This is a genomic window from Photorhabdus australis DSM 17609, from assembly GCF_000711895.1.
Taxonomy (GTDB): domain Bacteria; phylum Pseudomonadota; class Gammaproteobacteria; order Enterobacterales; family Enterobacteriaceae; genus Photorhabdus; species Photorhabdus australis.
In genome coordinates this window covers 1-19910 of record NZ_JONO01000071.1, presented here as the reverse complement: position 1 = coordinate 19910, position 19910 = coordinate 1, and the positions used below count along the sequence as shown (strand labels likewise).

13 protein-coding genes and 1 pseudogene are annotated in these 19910 nt (G+C 40.8%); 1 reads left to right on the top strand and 13 read right to left on the bottom strand.

All coding sequences use genetic code 11. From position 1 onward, the window contains the following. Positions 1–292: 292 nt before the first annotated feature. From BO26_RS16625 to BO26_RS22840, 4 genes and pseudogenes are all read right to left on the bottom strand, one after another. A complete protein-coding gene (locus BO26_RS16625) occupies positions 293–5149 on the bottom strand; it encodes a non-ribosomal peptide synthetase (protein WP_036773389.1) in 4857 nt (1618 codons plus the stop codon). Continuing rightward, positions 5146–9864 (bottom strand): non-ribosomal peptide synthetase, encoded by a 4719-nt coding sequence (locus BO26_RS16620; RefSeq protein ID WP_036773386.1) that lies wholly within the window; start codon positions 9862–9864, stop codon positions 5146–5148. Before BO26_RS16620 ends, BO26_RS16625 begins: the two co-directional genes overlap by 4 nt. Then, positions 9861–13367 carry a non-ribosomal peptide synthetase gene (locus BO26_RS16615; protein WP_081861930.1) on the bottom strand — a complete coding sequence of 1169 codons (3507 nt, stop codon included), beginning with the start codon at positions 13365–13367 and terminating at the stop codon, positions 9861–9863. The genes BO26_RS16620 and BO26_RS16615 overlap by 4 nt, the downstream gene beginning before the upstream one ends. Before the next feature lie 192 nt (positions 13368–13559). Beyond that, positions 13560–13682, bottom strand: a pseudogene (locus BO26_RS22840) (IS630 family transposase); the annotation flags it as partial. A gap of 388 nt (positions 13683–14070) precedes the next feature. Here BO26_RS22840 and BO26_RS16605 point away from each other — a divergent pair. Continuing rightward, positions 14071–14658 (top strand): beta-class carbonic anhydrase, encoded by a 588-nt coding sequence (locus BO26_RS16605; RefSeq protein ID WP_036773383.1) that lies wholly within the window; start codon positions 14071–14073, stop codon positions 14656–14658. Between the two features lie 213 nt (positions 14659–14871). On the opposite strand, the gene BO26_RS16600 is transcribed toward BO26_RS16605, so the two are convergent. The 9 genes from BO26_RS16600 to BO26_RS24225 form a co-directional block, all read right to left on the bottom strand. Beyond that, positions 14872–16182 carry a type II toxin-antitoxin system HipA family toxin gene (locus tag BO26_RS16600; RefSeq protein ID WP_236637489.1) on the bottom strand — a complete coding sequence of 437 codons (1311 nt, stop codon included), beginning with the start codon at positions 16180–16182 and terminating at the stop codon, positions 14872–14874. Continuing rightward, positions 16182–16514, bottom strand: coding sequence for a helix-turn-helix transcriptional regulator (locus BO26_RS16595; RefSeq protein WP_476742071.1), 333 nt, complete (start codon positions 16512–16514; stop codon positions 16182–16184). The genes BO26_RS16600 and BO26_RS16595 overlap by 1 nt, the downstream gene beginning before the upstream one ends. A gap of 148 nt (positions 16515–16662) precedes the next feature. Next, positions 16663–16971, bottom strand: a complete 309-nt coding sequence (locus BO26_RS16590; protein WP_051691025.1) for a DUF6392 family protein — start codon at positions 16969–16971, stop codon at positions 16663–16665. Between the two features lie 179 nt (positions 16972–17150). Further along, entirely contained in the window at positions 17151–17447 is a 297-nt protein-coding gene (locus BO26_RS16585; protein ID WP_236637490.1) for a DUF6392 family protein, read from the bottom strand. Positions 17448–17556: 109 nt separating this feature from the next. After that, the gene (locus BO26_RS16580; RefSeq protein WP_036773380.1) at positions 17557–18024 is read right to left on the bottom strand and encodes a DUF6392 family protein; all 468 of its coding nucleotides are present in this window, start codon (positions 18022–18024) and stop codon (positions 17557–17559) included. After that, positions 18021–18530: an S-type pyocin domain-containing protein gene (locus BO26_RS16575; protein WP_051691024.1), complete on the bottom strand. Its 510-nt coding sequence runs from the start codon at positions 18528–18530 to the stop codon at positions 18021–18023. Before BO26_RS16575 ends, BO26_RS16580 begins: the two co-directional genes overlap by 4 nt. A gap of 148 nt (positions 18531–18678) precedes the next feature. Next, positions 18679–19146: a DUF6392 family protein gene (locus BO26_RS16570; protein ID WP_036773378.1), complete on the bottom strand. Its 468-nt coding sequence runs from the start codon at positions 19144–19146 to the stop codon at positions 18679–18681. After that, positions 19146–19655 carry an S-type pyocin domain-containing protein gene (locus BO26_RS16565; protein WP_051691023.1) on the bottom strand — a complete coding sequence of 170 codons (510 nt, stop codon included), beginning with the start codon at positions 19653–19655 and terminating at the stop codon, positions 19146–19148. Before BO26_RS16565 ends, BO26_RS16570 begins: the two co-directional genes overlap by 1 nt. A 146-nt stretch (positions 19656–19801) precedes the next feature. After that, positions 19802–19903, bottom strand: coding sequence for a DUF6392 family protein (locus BO26_RS24225; protein ID WP_420864709.1), 102 nt, complete (start codon positions 19901–19903; stop codon positions 19802–19804). Between the last annotated feature and the right edge of the window lie 7 nt (positions 19904–19910).

Here is a 19910-nt window from a genome sequence, read left to right as displayed (position 1 = left end):
TAGTGCAAAATGTGATCGGCGATCAGTTATTTACTGCTGTTAATGGGGAATTAGATATATTAAATTCCGAAAAATCACGATAAGACTGGAGATATTGTCCATGTGAACATTGAGGGCTTCATGATAAAGTTCAGTTAAATAAGTAGCAGGAGAAAACACGGAAGATACTGCTCCCAGGGATTCTTTCCCTTGCCGTCGCGATGTACCTTGAAATCTATAGGGTATAAATCATGAAACAGATGTCACGATTAGCCTCATTCCTGAGGCCAATCTCTTTATATCTCAGAAAAATTTAGTCATAAAACTGACTGATACTCTCTTTTTCTTGGCCGGATACGATGACGTTTAGCAGTCGTTCATAATATGTAGCCATCTTATCAATGACTGCTTCTGTATACAGTTCCGGGTTGTAATTGAGTTCACAACTGATATTTTGTAGCAAATATAAGAAATTCATCCCAAGTGATTCAAAGGGTATTATTTCGGTATCTATCACTTCCACATCAAGATTTGGCAATGATAATTTTTCATCTTTAGACACGTCGATAAAATCATAGAAATTTTGTGCATCCAAATAGTTAAACAGAACGTTAAATATACCCTCCCTCGCCTTTTCTCCCACCACGTCAATCACGACAGACATGTGGATATTAGAATTCTCTATGGCGCGATGAATAGACTGGCTAACCTGCTTAATAATTCCTTGTAGGCTCATTTCCTTATTGATATTGGATTTTACTATCAAGTCACCCAAGAATAATCCTATTGTTTGATGGCTTTCTATGCGAGTTCGGTCAGCTTTTGGTGAGGTAACAATATGTTGTGATTCACCGGAGTGCATAAAAAGACAAGTGTGGAACAAAGCCATAAATAACATATAAGGTGTGATTTTATGAGTCTCACAATATTGCAAAACAGCTTTATCCAGAGAATCAGGTATTTTGATATGACGGGTATGAGACCGATATTTTGAAGCCAGATGTTTTCTGAAAGAAACTGGAAAATCGCGTTCTGGATTAACATCAGCAAATTGTTGTTGCCAGAATTTAATTTGTTTTTTAGCCGCCTCAGTCGCATGGATTTCTTGCAACTCATAAACATAACCAGAATATTGCATGGCAACGGGTGGCAATGTGCTTTCTTGCCCCTGTGAATAAGCGGTATATAACTGTTTAAACTCATTCATAATGATATTGATAGACCATCCATCGGAGATAATATGGTGTACATCAATCAATAATACCGTGATTGTTTCCGAAACAGGCAGTAGGAATGTCTTGATTAACGGGCCATTATAAACATCAAAAGGTGTTCTTAATTTCTCTTCCCAGAGATTGTTAATTTCAATAATAATTTGTTCTCTCTCGATTCCTCTTGGTAACGCTTCAATAACTTGAAGATTGATTTTCATATTGTTATCAGGCTGCATGAAAATCTGCTCATTTTCTTGATAAAACTTAAAACGTAAACTTTCATGTCGTTCCAAGATGGTATTTAAACTTTTTTCCAACGCACTGTGATTCAGTTCTCCCTCCATCAGCAAAGTAATGGGTACATGGAAACTGTCCTCCAACAACGCTTCTTGGACAAAATACCAATACATTTTCTGACAATATGAAATAGGCATTTTTCCATCAAATGTATTGTGATCAGATATATTGAGGGTTGTCTTCGATGCGGATATTTCGTGCTTATAACTGTGACGAATCACACTGGCAATCTGTGCAATGGTTGGATTTGTAAATAGCTGATGCATACTGAAATGATTGGTTAACGTATTTCTTATAGCAGCGGTTATCTTAACTGCCAAGAGTGAGTGACCACCGAGTGAGAAGAAATTATCATAAATACCAATTTGATTAATTTTTAGATTTTCTTGCCATAACTGACAAAGTTTTTCCTCAATTTCATCTCTCGGTGCGATATAAGCCTGACGACGTAAGTCATTTTCATCCGGAATAGGTAACGCTTTTTTATCTACTTTATTGTTCAAATTCAGTGGAATACGTTCCAATGGGATATAGAGACTGGGCACCATATAGTCAGGCAGCTGTTTTTTCAAGGCGGATTCCAGTAGCTCTGCAAGTTCTCCTCTAATGGCAGGAAGTTGCAGATAATCAGCTAAATGCGTTTGGCTGTAATCGGCATTAAAAGCGGCAGCTTTCTCCGCCAGCCAATTCGTACTCGGGCAAACATAAGCAATGAGTTTCCTTTCCTCACTGTCATGACCATCAACGATCACGGCTGCATTACTTAAAATCTCCTGCCCCGCCAACACCGACTCGATTTCCCCCAATTCAATGCGATGGCTGCGAATTTTAACCTGCGAATCCCGGCGGCCAATGAACTCCAACTCACCTTCCAGCGTCCAGCGTACTAAATCACCCGTACAGTAAAGTCGGTCTGCCGGGTTGGTACTGAAAGGATCTCGGATAAACTGTTTTTCTGTGATATCCGGCGCATTCCGGTAACCACGCGCCAGTTGAATGCCGCCGATATGCAGTTCCCCGACAGCCCCAAGAGGCGCCAGATTACCGTCGGAATTCAGGATTCGCATCACGGTATTCGGCAACGGTTTTCCAATCGTCACTCGCTTATTTGCTGTTAGTAAGGCGGAAGTCACAATCGAAGTACACTCTGTTGGGCCATAAACGTTAAACAGCTTTCTGCCCTGCGACCACTGCGCGGCAATATGCGGCGCCACAGCTTCCCCTGCCAGCAACAAGGTTGAAACTGTGCGCCATTTGTTGAAATCCAAATGAGGCAACAGCGCCGGCGGGAGTACGGCATGGGTAATGTGGTATTTTTCAACCATCTCATCCAACCATTCAGGCGAGCGGCGATGTGTTTCTGAAATCAAATACAATGTAGCGCCATAGGCCAGGGTCATTGCCATTTCCAACACTGCGGCGTCGAAGCTCCAGGAAGCAAACTGCAACCCGCGAATATCAGCATCCGCACCAAATAACGCGGCTTGTGCTTGTGCCAGATTCACCCAACCCTTGTGCTCCAGCATCGCCCCCTTTGGCCGGCCGGTAGAGCCAGAGGTATAAATGACATAGGCCAGATGATTTTCTGTCAGGGGCACTGAACGATGAACGATATTGTCGGTAGGCAGGTTTTGCACATATGACTGTACTGTTTCGGCATCCAGACAGATAACGCGTTGCTGACTGACAGGTAATTTATCAACCAACGCTGTTTCGGTCAGGATAAATTCAGCCCCGCTGTGCTCCAGCATGTATTGCAGGCGGGCTTGCGGATAACTGGCATCCAAAGGCACATAGGCTCCACCAGCTTTGAGGATACCCAGCAGTGCAATCACCGTTTGCAATGACCGGGGAAGGCAAATTGCCACCAGAATATCTGGCTGGATACCCTGCTCAATCAGGTAATGCGCCAACTGATTGGCCTGAGCATTAACCGCCTGATAACTTAAAGCCTCTTCACCAAAAACCAGCGCGGTTTTTTCAGGATTCAGCGCCTCCTGCTCTTCAAACAACTCATGGAAGCAGCGCCCTTGTGGGTAATGGTTCTGTGGCCCATTTAATTCATGCAGTAAGGTATGCTTTTCAGCTTCTGCCAATAATGGGAGTTCATGAATGGAGGGCGCTTTATTGACTGAATCATCTGTCATTACCTCAACAATGCCAGAAAGCAAGGTTGCGTAATTAGCGATAAATCTTTCAATGGTACTGCTATAAAACAGACTGGTATTTGAAATCCATACTATAGATAATTCGCCTGTCTGCTCTTCTTCAAAAACATGAATTTCCAAATCAAACCGGGTTGTTCTAAATAAATTATCTCCGAGTTCAATAATATCATCCTGTCCCAGTATTGCGTCACGTCGGTTATTCTGTACTGCAAACATGATTTGGAAGATAGGATTATGGTTTAGGTTCCGTTCCGGGCTGAGCTTTTCCACCAACATCTCAAACGGCAAAGCTTGATGTTCATAAGCATCCAGGACGGTACGGCTGTTTTGTTTTAATAATTCACTGAACGTCGGCTGACCGGATAAATCTGTTCTGATAACCAATGAATTAACAAAAAAACCGATCAGAGGTTCAATATCAGGATGTTGTCTGCCGGCAATAACGGTTCCAACCAGAATATCTTTCTCATTGCTATAGCGGCTCAGCAATACGGTAAAAGCCGTTTCCAGGAACATAAATAGTGTAACTTTATGTTTGGCACATAATGCTCTGATTGCCTGGGTAAGATGTGCTGAAATGCGCTGCAGATGAAGCCGCCCCTCGATATTTTGTTTTTCCGGACGTGGATTATCCAGCGGTACACGGTGGACGGATGAAATTCCGGCTAACTGATTCTGCCAGTATGTCAGTTGTTTTTTCAGCACATCATCTTGCAGCCAACCCTGTTGCCACTGGGCATAATCGGCATATTGAATTCTCAGCGGCGGTAGTGGATTTGCTTTACCCTGACTATAAGCTTTGTATAACGTGAAAAATTCATGGAGAAATATTGCCATCGACCAGCCATCGAAGGCGATATGATGTATCGTATAAATAATAAGATAATCATCTGCTGCCAATTTTATTAACCGGATGCGCAACATCAGGTCCGCGCTAAGGTTAAAAATCAGATTCTCTTCTTCCTTACTAAGTTGTTTTACCTGATCGTTTTTTTCAGTTTCAGACAACGCAGATAAATCATGATGTGTAATCGGTAAATCATAATCAGCGGCAATAAATTGCCGCGGTTCGTTATTGATGATTTTAAAATAGGTACGCAGGACTTCATGGCGTTCAAGTAATGCCTTAACGGCTGATTCAAACGCCTTTATGTTAATGAATTCCCTCAGCCTGAAATCCCCCATACAGTTATATTGGGGACTGCCTCCATCCAGTTGATCAATAAACCATAGTCGTTGTTGGGGAAATGAAAGCGGATAATGTTCCGCTTTGCCATCACGCTGAATATCTTGCAAAAAGTAATGAGTTTGCTCTTCTGAATCGAGCTGGTTCAGAAAATCAATCAACTCCTGTTTATGCTGTTTCCATTCACTGAGCAAGGCTGGTGGAATACTGCCGCGACTCGTCTCGTATTGTAAACGGTTATCAGTAACGAACAGAGTAATTCCCTGCTCTAAAGACTCATTAATAATTCGCGCGGCATTTCTCATATCTCACCCTTCAATAGTTCTTGCGCTGTCTCTTTCCCAGCCTGGAAACGTTTTCTTTTTTCTTTGATAAGATGAATAGTGACAATCTGTGATAGCTGCTCAAGTGTCGGGTGTTCAAAAACACTTCTCAACGGAACTTCTATTTCTAATTCGTTACGTATTGAACTAATAAGGCGGGTTGCCTGAAGTGAATGTCCACCCAATGTAAAGAAATTGTCATAGATGCCGACTTGACTGACATTCAATAATCGCTTCCACAACTGACCGATCTTAATTTCCATTTCATTTCTTGGCGCCACATAATTCTGTCGGCGTAAATCTTCTTCATTTGGGATCGGTAACGCTTTTTTATCCACTTTATTATTTAACGTGAGTGGCATTCGTTCCAAAGGAATATAAAGACCAGGAACCATATATTCTGGCAATTGCTGTTTCAGCGCGAATTCGAGTAATTCTGAAAGTTCCCCACTAATGGCCGAAATTTGCGGATAATTAGCTAAATGGGTTTGATTGTAGTCAGTACGTGCTTGTACAGGCGGTAACTCTCCACGACTAAAAATCACATCCAGCAAATCAAGTTGCTGTTGTGACCATGTAATGCCGCATTGATAACCACATTGTTCAGCGTATTGCAGTAATGATTCGAATTCCTGAACCTGTTGTAATGCCTGTGAGGAGAAACTACCGGTATTTGCTGGTGGCGTCATTATCTGATTGGCAGACCAGTGACGCAACCCTTCTGCTAAAGTGAGGTCATCTTTAATTCTAGCATTGGGGATACCTGAAACACCCAATATATCCTCTGCGCCCATCTGCAACAAATTACGCAGACTTTCAAAAGAATCAAAATTATGCCAATTTAAAAGCAACTCATGACAAGATTTGGTGTTTTCATCGCTTTTATGCAATATGACATCGTAACGATAACGCAACATTTCATTGTCGCCGATGCCACGTTTAACCAGAATATCAACCCGGCCAATTTCAGGGTAACGCTCCGGTAATTGGGCAAAATAAGTTGGACTAAGTAAAAACTCGGGTTCTTGTTGTAAACGCCGCTGAATACGGTTCGCCAGCGTCCCTACCTGAATACGCTGCCCGTTAAGATGACTTTGCTCTATCGCTGTAGCATGGGCGGTTAATAAATCTAAATTGCGGATATCTCCCAGCAAAATTTTCCCGCCCGCTTCAACCGCCGGTATTAACTGTTCAAGTACTTTTTCCAGATATTGAACATTGGGAAAATATTGGACAACAGAGTTAATCACGACAGTATCAAATTCATCAGCACTCAATGTTCCTAAATTGAGTGCATCTCCTCTTCTGAGCTGCACATGTGACCAGCCACGTTGTTGCAGAATATGTTGATGCCGATTTAAAACCTCAGCCGAAATATCGGTCGCCACCACTGATTCGCACTGTTCAGCATAGCGATACAGCAATAATCCGGTACCACAACCGATTTCCAGTAAGCGATGAGGATGCAAGGCTTTAATCCTGTGCATAATTCCTGCTAACCATTCCTCCATTTGTTCAAGGGCAACCGGTTGTTCAGTATAGCTGTTCATCCAGCCACCGAAATCACTGTCTGATGCGACTACATTACTGCTATTTTTTTTCTGAGTGCTCTCTTTTCGAGTACTCTCCGTTGTGGGTTGACGGTACTGCTCATCAAAAATTTCTGTCCAGTTCTCAACGCTGCTTGCGTTAAACTCAACCGCTTTTTCACCTAACCACTCTGTACTTGGGCAAACATACGCAATGAGTTTTTTGTCTTCATCTTGACCATAAGCGATCACAACAGCACTACTTAAAGCATCATGCCCGGACAAAACTGTCTCGATTTCACCCAACTCTATACGGTGACTACGGATCTTAACCTGAGAGTCAACCCGACCGATAAACTCCAACTGACCATCCGGTGTCCAGCGTACTAAATCGCCAGTTCGATAAAGCCTGTTTTCCCTGCCATCCGTTGAGTGTGGGCTGAATGGATCTCGGATAAACTGCCTTGCTGTGATTTCCGGTGAATTTCGGTAACCACGTGCTAACTGAACGCCGCCAATATGCAGTTCCCCGATAACGCCCATCGGAGCCAAATTACCTTCCGGATCAAGAATACGCATTACAACGTTAGGCAACGGTTTTCCAATCGTAATCTTCTCGTCAGTAAGTAACGCTGTGGTGACAATGGATGTACATTCTGTCGGGCCATAGACGTTAAACAGTTTTCTATTCTGTGACCAACGAACAGCAATCTGCGGTGGTACTGCTTCACCCGCCAACAGCAAAGTTGAGACAGAACGCCACTTATTAAAATTCAGATGAGGAAGCAGCGCGGGTGGTAGTACAGCATGGGTTATCTGATGTTTTTCAACCACTTCATCCAGCAGTTCAGGGGAACGCCGTTGGGTTTCGGTAATCAAATAGAGTATTGCGCCATAGGCCAATGTCATAGACATCTCTAAGATCATGGCGTCAAAACTCCAGGAGGCAAACTGCAACACCCGGCAATGTGAGTCAATGCCAAATAAATCTGCTTGCGAGAATGCCAGATTAACCCACCCTTTATGTTCCAGCATCACCCCTTTCGGTTTACCGGTAGAGCCGGAAGTATAAATCACGTAAGCCAGATGATTTTCCGTGAGCGGAAGTGGGCGCTCAGTAATATTATCCGTAGGCATATGTTGTAGCTGAGACTGGACTATCTCTGTGTCCAGACAAATCACTTTCTGCTGGCTAATTGGCAGTTTTTCAACCAGATGAGTTTCGGTCAGGATGAATTCGACTTCACTGTGATCCAACATATATTGGAGGCGGGCTTGCGGATAACTGGGGTCTAACGGTACATAAGCGCCACCCGCTTTAAGAATACCCAATAATGCCACAACCGCTTGTAATGACCTTGGTATGCAAAGTGCGACCAACGTGTCCGGTATAATCCCTTGTTCAAGCAGATAGTGCGCCAATTGGTTAGCTTGCTCATTTAATGACTGATAGCTCAGGGTGTCATTGCCCAAAATCAGTGCATTTTTTTCAGGGTATTGTGATACCCGCTCTTCGAAGAGTTGATGGAAACATTTCCCGGTCGGATAAGGAATTTGTGGCCCGCTCCATTCATGCAGTAAGGTATTCCGTTCAGCATCTGCCAATAATGGAATGTCATGAACAGACGGCTCGCTGATACCAGCATGATGTTTCATCACATCAACAATATTAGTCAGCAAAATTTCGTAATTGGCGATTAATCTGTTAATGGTCGCATTTCTGAACAGGCTGGTGTCAGAGATCCATCCAATGGATAACTCACCTTCGTCTTCTTCATAAATATGGACTTCCAAATCGAATCGGGTGGTCAGAAGAGAACGTTCTTTAGATGTAACAATGCTATCCTGCTCCAGCGTTGTATCTCGTTGATTATTCTGTACTGCAAACATGATCTGGAAAATAGGATTATAATTTAAATTCCGTTCTGGACTGATTTTCTCCACCAGCATCTCAAAAGGCAGGTCTTGATGTGCATAACCATCCAGGATCGTACGACTATTCTGTTTTAATAGTTCACTGAATGTAGGCTGACCGGATAAATCCGTTCTTATCACCAATGAATTGACGAAAAATCCAATCAAAGCCTCAGTGTCACGGTGTCTTCGGCCTGCAAGCGGCATGCCAACCAGAATATCCTTTTCACTACTGTAACGACTCAACAACACAGCAAAAGCCGTTTCCAGAAACATAAATAATGTCACTTCATGTTTGGCGCACAGTGCTCGAATTTCTTGGGTCAACGCTTTTGAAATACGTTGTGGATGAACATTCCCTTCAAAATTTTGTTTTTCTGGTCGTGGATTATCCAATGGAAAACGGTGAAGGGGAGAAATACCTGATAATTGGTTTTGCCAGTAATCCAGTTGTTTTTGCAGAATATCCCCTTGCAGCCAGTCCCGTTGCCACTGAGAATAATCAGTATATTGAACGGGTAAAGGCGGCAGAGGATTACCCTCACCTTGGCAATAAGCGCGATATAATGTCAGCAGCTCGCTGATAAAGATTGCCAGCGACCAGCCATCACAAGCGATATGATGAATCGTATAGAGAATAAAATAATCATCATCGGTTAATTTTAGCAACCGAATACGTAGCATCAGGTCAGTGCTGAGATTAACAGCTTGTTTCCACTCTTGCTCACCGAGTTGTTTAAGCTGTTGTTTCTGCTCAAATTCTGAAAGTGTAGACAGATCATGGATTGTAATCGGCAAATCATAAGCAGTAGCGATAACCTGCCGTGGCTCATTATCAATAATTTTGAAATAAGTACGCAGCGATTCATGGCGTTCAAGCAATGTTGCTATTGCAGCCTCAAAAGCTTTGAGATTGAGCGGCTCTCTCAATCTGAAATCACCTGTACAGTTATACTGAGGGCTGCCTTCGGTAAGTTGATCGATTAACCACAAACGCTGCTGAGCAAATGAAAGTGGGTAATGTTCTGCACGCTCATAACGCGGAATACCTTGCAGTCGGTGAGCGTCCGTATCCTCTTCTGAATCGATTTGCTTGAGGAAATCAATCAATTCTTGTTTATATTGCTTCCATTCACTGAGCAGTTCCGGAGGAATGCTGTCTCGGCTGGTTTTATATTTCAGTTTGTTATCAATCACAAACAGAGTAATCCCTTGATTTAAAGCTTCATTGATAATTTGTGCCGCATTTTTCATATATCGCCTTCCAATAGTTCCTGTGTTGTCTCTTGCCCAGCCTGGAGATGTTTGCTCTTTTCTTTAACCTGATGAATCGTGGCGATTCGTGCTAATCGCTCAAGTGTTGGATGCTCAAAGACACTGCTCAACGGCATTTCAATGTTTAGATCATTGCGTATTAAGCTGATAAGACGGGTTGCCTGAAGAGAGTGACCACCCAACATGAAAAAATTGTCATAAATGCTGACTTGACTCACGCCCAACACCTCTTGCCATAATTGACTGATTTTTTTCTCCACTTCATTTCTTGGCGCGACATAATTTTGTTGGCGGAAATCATTTTCATTTGGAACAGGCAACGCTTTTTTGTCCACTTTGTTATTTAACGAGAGTGGCATCCGCTCTAGCGGAATATAAAGGCTTGGAACCATGTATTCTGGTAATTGTTTTTTCAGTACTGATTCAAGTAGCTCAGAAAGTTCAGCTTTAATAGCGGAGGATTGAGAAGGGTTGTCGGTATTAAATTTCAGCCCGTTTTTATCCAGCCAGTCTTTGGTTGGACAAACATAGGCAATCAATCTCTTATCGTTCCCATAAGTAATAACCGCGGCACTACTTAAGGCGTCATGTCCGACCAGTGTCGTTTCGATTTCTCCCAATTCAATCCTAAATCCTCTAATCTTGACTTGAGAGTCAATCCGGCCAATAAATTCCACACTACCGTCAGGCAACCAACGGGCTAAATCTCCCGTTCGGTATAAACGTTGGGATTGGGATTTACCCGTCAAATCAGTCATAAATTTCGTTGCGTTTGTTTCGGGAGCATTCAAATATCCACGTGCCAGTTGGATGCCGCCAATACATAATTCCCCCGCCACACCAATAGGAACTAAATTGCCTGATGGATCAAGAATACGGATAACGGTATTAGGCAATGGTTTCCCAATCGTAATTTTGTCATCAGTTAATAAGCCCGCAGTCACAATGGCAGTACACTCTGTCGGGCCATAGACGTTAAACAGTTTTCTACCCTGTGACCAACGAACAGCAATTTGTGGTGGTACTGCTTCACCCGCTAAAAGTAAAGTTGAAACGGAACGCCATTTGTTAAAGTCCAAATAAGGCAGCAAAGCAGGAGGTAATACAGCATGGGTAATCTGGTGTTTATCAACTAACTCATCCAAATATTCAGGAGTGTGCTGTTGGGTTTCTGAAATTAAATAAAGTGCGGCTCCATACGCCAGTGTCATAGATATTTCTAAGATCATGGCATCAAAGCTCCAGGAAGCGAACTGCAATCCCCGGCTGTATGAATCAACACCAAATAAACCCGCCTGTGAAAGTGCCAGATTTACCCATCCCTTATGTTCCAACATAACCCCTTTCGGTTTACCGGTAGAACCAGAGGTATAAATGACGTAAGCCAGATTATTTTCCGTTATTGGGAATGGGCGTTCAGCGATATTGTCCGTAGGCATGTGCTGCAATTGTGATTGCATTGTCTCCGTATCCAAACAGACGACTTTCTGCTGGCCGATTGGGAGTTTTTCTACCAGATTTGTTTCAGTCAGAATGAACTCAGCTTCACTATGTTCTAACATATATTGAAGACGAGGTTTCGGATAGCTGGGATCTAACGGCAAATAAGCTCCCCCTGCTTTAATAATTCCCAGTAGCGCGACTACGGCACGTATTGCACGAGGAATACAGAGCGCGACCAATGTTTCTGGTTTAATCTTTTGTTCTATCAAATAGTGAGCGAGTTGGTTAGCTTGTTTATTTAGCTCCCGATAACTTAAGGAATTGCCGTCAAAAACAACGGCTGTTTTTTCGGGATATCGAGCAACTTGTTCCTCAAACAGTTCGTGAAAACAGCCACCATACTGGCTATGATCCGGTAGGCCATTCCATTCATGTAATAAAGTATGTATTTCAGTCTCTGCTAATAGTGGAATGTCATGAACAGAGGGTTCCCTGTATATTAGATCGGAACCAATACATGGCTTCATTACACTAACAATATTAGCAAGCAAGGTTTCATAATTGGCGAGTAATCTTTCAATAGTTATATTTCTGAATAAGCTGCTGTCATAAACCCATAAAAGGGATAATCCTCCTTCCTCTTTTTCATAAACATGAATTTCCAAATCAAATCGGACTTTCAAAAGCAGACGTTCTTCAAACTCAATATTATTATCCCGCACCAGTGTCATATCACACTGAGTATTCTCCAAAGTAAACGCGATTTGGAATATAGGGTTATAATTTAAGTTTCGTCCCGGACTTATTTTTTCTACCAGCATTTGAAATGGCAAATCTTGGTGTGCATAAGCATCCAGGATAGTACGACTGTTCTGCTTTAATAACTCACTGAAAGTAGGCTGGCCGGATAAATCCGTTCTGATCACCAGAGAGTTTACAAAAAAGCCAATCAGAGGCTCAATATCATGGTGTCTTCTCCCTGCGAGTGGTGTTCCAACCAGAATATCTTTTTCATTACTGTAACGACTCAACAATACAGCAAAGGCTGTCTCCAGAAACATGAAGAGTGTGACTTCATGTTGGTGACATAATGCTCTTACCTCTTGTGTCAAATCCTTTGAAATACGTTGTTCATTAAGCTGACCCTCAAAACTCTGTTTCTCTGGTCGTGGGTTATCCAGTGGAAAACGGTGAAGTGGAGAAATACCTGATAACTGGGTTTGCCAATAATCCAATTGTCTTTTGAGAATATCACCTTGCAGCCAATTTCGTTGCCATTGAGCATAGTCGGTATATTGAATTTTAAGTGGCGGTAAGGAGGCTATTTCTCCTTTATGATACGCACGATATAAGGTGATAAGTTCATTGACAAAAATTTCTATTGACCAGCTATCGCAGGCAATATGGTGAATGGTATAAATAATCACATAATCATCTTCGGCCAGCTTTATCAAGCGAATACGCAACATCAAATCAGTACTGAGGTTAAAAACCAAGTTATCCCCTTCTTTACTAAATCTTTTGACTTGAGATTCTTGCTCAGTTTCAGAGAATGCTGTCAGATCATGTAATGTAATAGGTAAATCATAGGAATGTGCTACGACTTGCCGTGGCTCATTATCAATAATTTTAATATAGGTACGTAATGCCTCATGGCGTTCAAGCAACGTTTTTACCGCAGCCTTAAAAGCGTTGAAATTAAGTTGCTCCCGTAATCTCAAATATCCGGGACAATTATATTGAGGGCTACCTTCGGTAAGTTGATCGATAAACCACAGGCGTTGTTGAGCAAATGAGAGTGGATAATGTTCTGCATTGCCATCACGTTGGATATTCTGTAACTGATATGTTTGAATTTCTTCTTTTTCATCGATCTGGTTCAGGAAGTCGATCAACTCTTGTTTATAATTTTTCCATTCACTGAATAATTCAGCAGGAATACTATCACGGCTAGTTTCGTATTGTAATCGGTTATCAGCAACAAACAGAGTAATTCCTTGATTTAAAGCCTCATTCACAATTTGCGCTGCATTTTTCATATATCTCCTCGAAAATATAATATCAAATTATTTACACACGTTATTATTTATTACACTCGCAATTGTAAAATAAAAAATTTCTAATCATGTTAGCATATAGGAATCGAAAACTATTAGCGACGCTGTTTGATTCTATTATCAAAACAGAGGAAAAATAAATAACTCTTCATAATTATGACACGCCCCATTTTATTACTCTCGGTTATTCCTATAGGAAAATGAATTCAAAAACACTTTCACTTTTTCGAGCCACTGCCACATATACTGGCAACAGTGATTTCGTATCACCATTTCATACAGGGATTGCCACAGGCGCTAAATTTCATTCAGTCAGGAATAATATACCCAATAGATTTCAAGATACATCGCGACGGCAAGTGAACGCCCCCCTGGAGCATAGATAACTATGTGGCAGGGGTGAGTGAGTGCCGCCAACAAAGAGGCAACTTGAAAGATAACAAGTATAAAGCGATCAATTTAACCGTAAGTAATAAATTCGTTGTCCTTCAAAAAAATACTCTGTTTCACTTGACCCGTATCCAGGATACGAGTATATATTTTCATAAATTTTATTTATACATACCGTATTTTCAGACTCATATTCATTTATTAAATGAATATCCTGGCTTTATTAAGAAGTTGAGTTTTCTTTCTATCTTTTGCTTTACATCACAACTAACTAAACCAGAAAAAAGGAGAGAGGATGAGCAACGCTATCAAAGAAATAAGTGATGCTAATATTGCATATGCAGCAACTTTTGATGATGATAAAAAAAACCTTGGGTTACCTGCTGTCAGACGATTTGCCATATTGACTTGTATGGATGCCAGGTTAGACCCGGCAAAATTTGCAGGTTTATCTGAAGGCGACGCCCATATTATTCGTAACGCAGGCGGAAGAGCCAGTGATGATGCCATTCGTTCACTTATCATTTCTTACAAACTTTTCGGCACAAAAGAGTTGTTTGTCATTCATCATACTCATTGTGGGATGGAGCTTTTTACAGACAATATCATGGGCGATCTACTGGAAAGCAGCCTAGAAAGTGTCATCATGACAGATGAGGGATTTAAAGAAGTCGGCACCAGCGCCGGTTCACCTGAGGGTAAATATATCAAATGGCTTACCATTGACAATCAAGTTAATAGTTTAATTGAAGATGTTCACCGTATTCGTACTCATCCCCTTGTACCCGCAAGTATCGCCATATATGGGTACATCTATGATGTGAAGTCAGGAAAATTAATTGAAGTTCCTGAAGCAACAAGCCTTGCAAATGCAGAGTCGTAAATCAAACTTGTTAGTATATCGTCATCATTGAAAGATGTTTGATTTACGATAGGCTTATACCCAATAGATTTCAAGTTGCCTCTTTGTTGGCTGCACTCACTCACCCCGGTCACATAGTTATCTATGCTCCCGGGGATTCGCTCCCTTGCCGTCGCGATGCATCTTGAAATCTATTGGGTATATAGCTTGTTTTCGAAAATAAGAATTTCAATATTAGATATTCAATCTCAAATTTATATCAACTAGATCAATCAACGATTTTGGTACACCAAAATCAGCGGCTACCTTACTCCAGGCAGAGACTTTTTCTATGGTTTCCTCAATAATCCCATTGACCATTTTTTTGGTGAACAGTGGGCTTAGTTTTTCCAATGAATAAAAATCTTGCCGAGTGAAGTTGTCTCTTTTACCGTTTAAACTCATCCAGTGACTGTTAACCCATCTACTGTCAGGCTTGTAACTGTAGGCTAAATCGTAAGCCGGTGCCAAATCCCATTTTTTGCCTTTTAATATAAACGCGAAGTTTTTAGCGTGATCATCATGATTTCTAGCAATGATATTAAAGCACATTCTTCTTAGTAGCTGTTCAGCAGCCTTAGCCGATAGTTTTAGTTGCCTAGCAACAAAGAAAAGTTCTGCGTAGGAAAAGGAACCTGGTTTTTTATAGTCAACGTGAGCAAGTCCATTTAATGTTTGAACATGGATTTTTTTATTCCCCAAACGATCAAAACGTTGTGTGATAAAGTGACGCCTGTTGCCTTCATGAAGTAATCGGCAAGGCATCATGTCTATACCGCAATCTTTTGCCAACAAATGGTATACATATTCCATTGCTCCAAAGCCTAGTGGATCACCAAAGGTTTCCTGATTTTTGTTGTGCTCACTGACACCATCAAATTTCATAAGATAATGAGTAAAACCATTAGGAACTTCAACTTGACCAGAGCGAACCTGAGTAAAGTCCTCATTAAAGGCTAATACAGCTTTGGGTCTGGCTCCGCCAGCACTCATACCCACGGAAAGTAGTGACATCATGGCCTCGCGATCTTCCTGACCACTATTAATCAACTCAGCAGTAAAATTGCCACGAGAGTCAAGAATTCCTTGGGCAATAGAAACCAATGAACCTATTTCTACTTGTTTTGAGGAATTAAGGTTTCTCATTTTGGTTGCTGGTGCGTATTCAAGAGCGCCTATCCCTCTTTTCCCAGTATATTGAAGTCGCTGCAAAGGTGTAATGTCGTTAGGAGATTTACCTTGAGCTGCAACCCATGCATTGAGTACAGCGTTGCCAAAATCATCTGGCAGTGAGTCTGCAATCAATCCAGGTAGCCCTTTAAACGTGTGATAGTCCAGTTCTGGAAAACTGTAGATTTTATTTGTCAGAGGCATTTTCAACGGAGACAGTTCGATTCCTTTAGCGATAAAGCTAGGGTCGTACTGAAATAAGCCCAAGTTTTTACTAGGGTCAAAACTCATCGCACCAACTTCATGTTGATTGTAAATTACGTTGATAACTTCCATTACCATCCTGGTGTATCCTCTTCAATATTGTTTTTTCTAAGACCAGATGCTCGTTGTCGTTTTTTTCCTTGAAGTTTAGCGAGTTGGATAGGAGATATGCTTTGTTTGGGAAGAAAAAGATCTAATTGTTCGGTTAAGTTTAATGCTGCCATAATGGCAACAAAAATCTCTAATTGGACTTTACCTTTTTCAGCATTCAGTACAGCTTTTCTTGTGACGCCTAAAAGCTCAGCAACTTGAGCTTGAGTCAGATCATTGTTTAGTCGAGCTTGTTTCAAGCGCTCTCCCAACTCTTCTGCAATTGCTGAAGCTGTTTTTTCATGTAACATCATAACACTCCCATAATGACACATTAAAACCATTATTATCTATAATGAGCAATTATAAGCACATTACATACCAATCACAACTTCACATGATAACGTCCAATTAAAAGGACATTATAGACTTTAATAGTGATAATATCCTATATATGGAACATTATGAGATGAGTTGATATCGGTAGAAACTGAATGTACGCGTCATTGGACTAACCCGAGGGGATGGCAATTGATTTGGGTAAACATAACGGGACCGTTCTTCATCGATCAATGTCAGCGTGACATGTGTTAATTTCTTGCTGGTCCGGTTAAAAGCCAGAAATATTCCCTCTTTCTGCATATCTAACGACACATAATCGTCACCAGAATCTCCTCCAGGCTTACTCTTATAAGGAATTAGACCTTCATCAAAAATTCCCTGATAGGTTTTCCCCAAACTATTAATTAATGCATTAACATTGATCGCCATTATCTATATAACCTCTGTTCTTGATTAAGCTAAGACTATATTCCCCCGCGAAAAAACCAACCCTCTAACACGCAAATCAGCTAAATATAATCACGGAAATCCTTTTCCTACGTTACGGGCAGCGATTTAATATCGCTATCCACTTTACCCAAGACAAATAATTAGAAATCACACTTCACTCAAATTTTTTTAAACGTTATATTACTCACCTTCTGATCTGTAGAAAATGGGGGCGGCATTTCACCTCTATAAATCTTCATCCTTGGCCCAGATGTAATTAGAGTAATACCGACTGAGATTAACAACCTTGATTTATCTTCAAAAACTAACGTTAATCCATCCTCTGGTATACAGAGAAATTCATCGTCTCCTTCAAACAAATATTCAAATTTATTAACTATAATAATTTGCCTTTCAATTAGTTGCTCTACTGCCTGCCCCAAGTTATTAATTAACTCTTTAATGTTTATTACCATTGTTTTCACAACTCATGTTCTTGATTAAACCAATCCATCTGCTATTTCGTTTTTTCAAATTACTCACAAATGAATTGGCTTTCAATAATAACCACCCATCTATTACTAACTACCAACATACTTCTGATGTAAGCAAGAACATTACAGATTCAACACGCTCAAACAGGTCATAATCAACCTGCATACTAGTCGGCATCCGAAAATCCAATAACGTATATAGCTCTGTCCATCCAACATCCTTCTTGAGAATTCTTCGCGGAGGAAGAGCCTTTTCTGGTTTACCTAATTGTTCGTGCAGCCATTGCCTGAACATCAATGTCTTCAAAGGAGAAGGCAACTCATTAGGAAATTGGTAGGAGGATTTCTTCTGATCAAGCAAAAGAAGCTCTATAGCAAACAGAATTTTGCCATCCCTCTTAAAGGCCAAATACATACCCTCTTTAATCATATCCAAAGTGATATCAGGATCTCCTGGGTATCCTGTTGGCTTAGTCTTATAAGGGATTAACCCCTCATCAAAAATTTCCTGATAAGGCTTACCCAAACTGTTTATTAATGCCTCTACATTGACTGTCATTTATATAACTCCTGTTCTTGGTTAATCTTATGCATTTTAGCTCTAGCATCTTCAAGCTGCTCTTCTGTTGCACCATACTGCTTCAACGCTGGTTTTATAGCATCAAAATCACGATCTACAGCCGCTCTCAAATCATTAGCATCTTGCTCTATTTGAGACAGAGAGTTTCGGCCTCCATAAGTTGCACTAAACTTTTGATGTACCTCAGCCGGAATAATAATGGCAGCAACATCCTTAGCGTCTTCATTTAATTTAGAAATTGATAAGGTTGGATATAACTTCCTCAATTTAGCTCTCACAGCCGCTGCCGAAGGCATATGATCTGCATGTGTTCCATTCCTCAGTCGCCCCGCAAAGTTTCTATACAAATCTACTTCAAACAATTTCACCGGCGGTTTACTTAAATACACATACACCGGCGGCATATTCGGGATGGGAAGCACCAGAATATAATCGCGAAAATCCTTTTCTTCCGGCATCGGGAGCGATTCAATATCGCTGCCCATTTTATCCAAAGAAGATAAAGAGATTACTCCGCGCTAAAAATTCAAGTAATTATTCCATTTTGGTTAAGCCAATTTATCTACGATTTAACTTTTCAAACTGCTCGTAAATGAATTGGCTATTAAATAAATCTCCCATATTTATTATTGATTACCAACGCACTTCTGATGTGGGTAAGAATGTCACCAGTCTGACCTGTTCTAGTAGATCATAATCAACCTGCATGCTGGTTGGAATACGAAAATCCAATAACGTATATAGCTCAGTCCAGCCAATTTCTTTAGTCAACCTTTTTCTTGGTGGAAGTGATTTTTCAGGATCACCAAAATGTTCATGAATCCATTGCCGGAACATTAACGGTACTAAAGGAGACGGTAATTTATTTGGAAATATAAAATTAGGTCGTTTATGATCAATTAAAGTTAACGTTATCTCAGTGAGTATTTTATTCTCCCGCAAAAATGATAAGAAAACACCTTCCTTAACCATATCAAGAGATATATCAGAATCTCCGGGAAAACCTGTTGGCTTGGTCTTATAAAGGATTAACCCTTCGTCAAAAATTTCCTGATAAGATTTTCCCAAACAATTAATTAACGCTTCAATATTAACTGCCATTATTTGTATAACCTCTGTTCCTGATTAATCTTATGCATTTTCAATCTCGCTTTTTCCAATTGTCCTTCTGTTGCCCCATAATCCTTTAATGCTGGTTTTATTGCATTAAAATCCCTATCAAGTGCTGAACGCAAATCCTTTGAGTCCTGCTGTATCTGAAATAGAGTATTTCTCCCTCCATAAGTCGCACTGAGTTTTTGATGAACTTCCGCAGGAATAATAATAGCGGCAACATCTTTCGACATATCCATTATTTCACGCTTACTTGCATCTGGGAATCTTCCCTTTAAATGCTCCCTAACCGCAGCCGCCGAAGGCATATGATCTGCATGTGTTCCATTTCTTGGTCGCCCTGCAAAATTTCTGTACAAATCTACTTCAAACAATTTCACCGGTGGTTTACTCAAATACACATACACCGGTGGCATATTCGGGATGGGAAATACCAGAATATAATCGCGAAAATCCTTCTCTTCCGGCATCGGGAGCGATTCAATATCGCTGCCCACTTTATCCAAAGAAGATAAAGAGATTACTCCGCGCTAAAAATTCAAGTAATTATTCCATTTTGGTTAAGCCAATTCATCTTCAATTTAACTTTTCAAACTGCTGATTGATGAATTGGCTCTTAAGAAAAATCTCCTCTTTATATTAACTACCAACATACTGCTGAGGTGGGTAAGAAAGTCAAAGATTCAACTTGTTCAGTAAGATCATAAGAAATTTGCATACTTGTAGGAATACGAAAATCAAGCAATGTATAT

Coding starts and splice junctions, on each gene's coding strand:
- BO26_RS16600 (WP_236637489.1), bottom strand. CDS start 16,182: ATGGAAGTTATCAACGTAATTTACAATCAACATGAAGTTGGTGCGATG.
- BO26_RS16615 (WP_081861930.1), bottom strand. CDS start 13,367: ATGAAAAATGCAGCGCAAATTGTGAATGAGGCTTTAAATCAAGGAATT.
- BO26_RS16570 (WP_036773378.1), bottom strand. CDS start 19,146: ATGGCAGTTAATATTGAAGCGTTAATTAATTGTTTGGGAAAATCTTAT.
- BO26_RS16605 (WP_036773383.1), top strand. CDS start 14,071: ATGAGCAACGCTATCAAAGAAATAAGTGATGCTAATATTGCATATGCA.
- BO26_RS16575 (WP_051691024.1), bottom strand. CDS start 18,530: ATGGGCAGCGATATTGAATCGCTCCCGATGCCGGAAGAAAAGGATTTT.
- BO26_RS16590 (WP_051691025.1), bottom strand. CDS start 16,971: ATGGCGATCAATGTTAATGCATTAATTAATAGTTTGGGGAAAACCTAT.
- BO26_RS16595 (WP_476742071.1), bottom strand. CDS start 16,514: ATGATGTTACATGAAAAAACAGCTTCAGCAATTGCAGAAGAGTTGGGA.
- BO26_RS16620 (WP_036773386.1), bottom strand. CDS start 9,864: ATGAAAAATGCGGCACAAATTATCAATGAAGCTTTAAATCAAGGGATT.
- BO26_RS16585 (WP_236637490.1), bottom strand. CDS start 17,447: ATGGTAATAAACATTAAAGAGTTAATTAATAACTTGGGGCAGGCAGTA.
- BO26_RS16580 (WP_036773380.1), bottom strand. CDS start 18,024: ATGACAGTCAATGTAGAGGCATTAATAAACAGTTTGGGTAAGCCTTAT.
- BO26_RS16625 (WP_036773389.1), bottom strand. CDS start 5,149: ATGAGAAATGCCGCGCGAATTATTAATGAGTCTTTAGAGCAGGGAATT.